Source organism: Pantoea sp. sgz302252 (assembly GCF_042610525.1).
Taxonomy (GTDB): domain Bacteria; phylum Pseudomonadota; class Gammaproteobacteria; order Enterobacterales; family Enterobacteriaceae; genus Erwinia.
In genome coordinates, this window is the sequence record NZ_JBHDVM010000029.1 from 1 (window position 1) to 3,127 (window position 3,127).

General features: G+C 47.5%; 2 protein-coding genes and 1 pseudogene. All 3 read left to right on the forward strand.

What is annotated here, in order from left to right; translation table 11 throughout:
* Positions 1-1,695: VENN motif pre-toxin domain-containing protein (locus ACETPC_RS23675; protein ID WP_380184883.1), on the forward strand; the 1,695-nt coding region annotated here is incomplete at its 5' end.
* A gap of 2 nt (positions 1,696-1,697) precedes the next feature.
* Positions 1,698-2,303, forward strand: a complete 606-nt coding sequence (locus tag ACETPC_RS23680; RefSeq protein ID WP_380184884.1) for a hypothetical protein — start codon at positions 1,698-1,700, stop codon at positions 2,301-2,303.
* Positions 2,304-2,909: 606 nt separating this feature from the next.
* A pseudogene (locus ACETPC_RS23685) lies at positions 2,910-3,127 on the forward strand (hemagglutinin repeat-containing protein); the annotation flags it as partial.

Consider the following 3,127-nt stretch of genomic DNA (forward strand, 5'->3'; position numbering starts at 1 on the left):
ACGAAGTCAGCCACGGAAGCGCTGAACAGGGCCGGTACGAAAGAGCTTGCGGCAGCGAAGACGGAATGGCAGAAGGCCAACCCGGATAAAACGCCAGCGCAGGACGATATCGTTCAGCAGCTGTACCAGACATCCTATAACAAAGCGATGCTCGACAGCGGCAAGGGTACGGGCGGGGCGCTTCAGCAGGGCATCAGCGCGGCGACGGCGGCAGTCTCGGCGCTGGCGGGCGGGAACCTGTCGGCAGCGGTAGCGGGCGGCGCGGCACCGTACCTGGCGGAGCTTATCCATAAAGCGACCACCACGAAAGATGCGAATGGCAAAGAAGTGGTGAACGTCGAGGCGAACCTGATAGCGCACGCGGTGCTGGGCGCGGCGGTTGCGCAGGCATCGGGCGGTTCGGCGCTGGCGGGCGCGTCAGGCGGCGCGGCGGGCGAGTATATCGCGCAGCAGCTTTATCCGGGCGTTGACCGTAAAGGCCTGAGCGAAGAGCAGCGTCAGACCATCAGTGCGCTGGGCACGCTGGCGGCGGGTCTGGCGGGCGGCCTTGCAGGAGACAGCACGGGCAGCGCGGTGACGGGCGCTCAGGCCGGGAAGAATGCTGTTGAGAATAATCTTCTGTCAAATAAGCATGGCGTTGAAAACCTTGATGCCAAAAGCCGTGCTCTTTATGAAAAGCTAAAGGCTGCCGGTATCGGTGGTATGGATGAGCTTCAGGAGCGATTTACTGCCTGCGGGGACGGAGAGTGCGAACGTGCGGTTCGTAATGAATACCGTCAGCAAGAGAAAGCGGCAGGAGAAAAGCTAATTTCAATGTATAAATCCGGGGCGCTGACCGCAGATGATTTCAATCTGCTGGTAACGGATTACGCGAATACAATGCTGGCAGGCGCAAAAGAAGGGCAGCTTGACTCTGATTATAAAGGATTCCTGGGGGATATTTACTCGCAAACGGGCATTGACTGGACGCCTATGGGCGTTGTCAGCAACCCTTATGTTGCGGCGATTAAAGGCAGCCAGCAAATCGCAGAATGGAAGTCGCAGGGGTTAAGCGACGAGAAAATTCACGATCTGGCCCTCAAAAATGATGTTATTTCATCAGCGCTGTCGCCTGTTGACGTTAATGGCGTTATGAACCTGCTGGACAATGGGGCATCCGGTCAGGATGTCATCAAGTTTGCATCAGGGGTTGCGTTTAATAAAGTATTACAAAAGACGCAGGCAGCAAGGCAAAATGTAAGCTCTGAAGATAATAATATAGCGAAAGTAAATGAGGTGGCTGTAAAGGCTGAGCGGGATTTATTAAATGAAATTAATAGCTTCAGTTCTAAGTCACAGGCAAATAAAAGCGCTACGATGGTGGGGGCTTATGATCCAGTAACCGGAAAAGTAGCCATAGGAAGTAGTAATGCTCAAATTAATGCAGAATCTTTACATCCTGTAACTGTCAAATACATTGAAAAACAGTTAGGGGTTAAGATTGGTGAATTTACAAGCTTTTGCAAAAATAAAGCAGGTGCATGCGCAGAAGTTTCTGGAGCTGATAAATTGATTCGGCAAGGGGTTGCTCCTGAAAATATTAAGTTTACAGATGCAGTCAGACCCAGAATTGTTTATGATGAGGGAGTTGTTACCCCCGAAGCGATTATAAAGCCTTGCGCAAATTGTCAGGTAACATGGCCCAAAGGAAAATAACTATGAGTATATTGAATTTAGATTGGAAACCTGAGTTTGGAACTATTTATACATGGTTCGCGATGGATAAGTTTGGTAAAATTGCGGTTATGGTGAATAATTGCTTTGGTGATCTCCCTAAAGCAATTCTATCTATAGAAAATGCTGAAGTACTGCTTGATGAACTTACTGATTATATGTGGGAAGAGTCCGACATATATGATTCCTATCCTGAAAATAAGATGGGTGATACTAAGGTTGATTTATACTCTGCGCAAAGGTTCAGCCATTTAACCACAAGGGATGAAGTAGACGGTTGGATAAAGGAACGTTCTCATTATACTCAAAAATTACGAGAGTATAGCCTGCCGTCTATTAAAGGATTGTTTGTATATCATGCAGTTGAAGGAAGCTATGAAGGTGAGGATTACCCGGTTGGTTATGAAAGTAATACAAAAACAGGAGACTATTTTAGGTTTTTAATGCCAACGGTGTGCGCGACTATTGATGACTTCCCTTATAAGCTCCGTCGCATTATTGCTGTGTCAAAAACAATTGATTTCTCTAAAGAAAAAGTGATAGATAACGATGAAATAAATGAGTTTTTTCCAGATTTGTATATTGGATAAATTCACGAAGCGAGCAAGAAATTGTTTCTGTGATTTAATTATTTTTGCTCGTAATAAGCTCTGTGTAAAGGCTAAAAAGATGTGCAAATTAACTCGACATTAAAAGGAATTCATATAGAGGCTAATAATATTCTCTGACCAATAAATATACGATTACATTGGTTAAATATTACTATCATTCACTGCGTAAAATGCAGCAAAAATTATTTTGTATGCGACTTTAGAACCAGAAAGCGATTGTGGGGAGTTAACCTATGCTTATGTTGATAAGCATAGTGAGCTGTGTTGGGTAAATCAAACTGATAATCCAGGCGAAAGCTTTCTCGATCTGCTTGTCGAGTTAAGAAATTATTTTTTTGCTATACCCAGTTAGTTATTTCAAACCGCCGCCACTTAAATGCTCCCAGCCGGGATCTTTCGCGTTCGCTTCTGCGGCGTGGCAACCAGTTCGAAAAATGCCGCAATCTCTCGCTGCTTACGAGTCGACAGCTTCTTACAAGCCTTACGCAGCATGGTCACCACGTCCGGTTCTGCTGGCCGTTGCTGATGCGGCTCTTTTCTGATGATAACCAGGCACTCCAGCATTACCTGCACAGTAGTTTGTATAGTTCGGGCAGTAATGGCCTGCCCCATATGGAAACTACGCTGAACGCGGGCAACGCCCTGAGCCTGAACGCCGGACGCGACACGCTGCTTCAGGGCGCGCAGGTCAGCGGCGACAGCGTGAAGGTGGATACCGGACGTAATCTGACGCTGACCTCGGAACAGGACAGCGACCGCTACGATTCGAAGCAGCAGAGCGCCAGCGCCGGAGCCAGCTATAC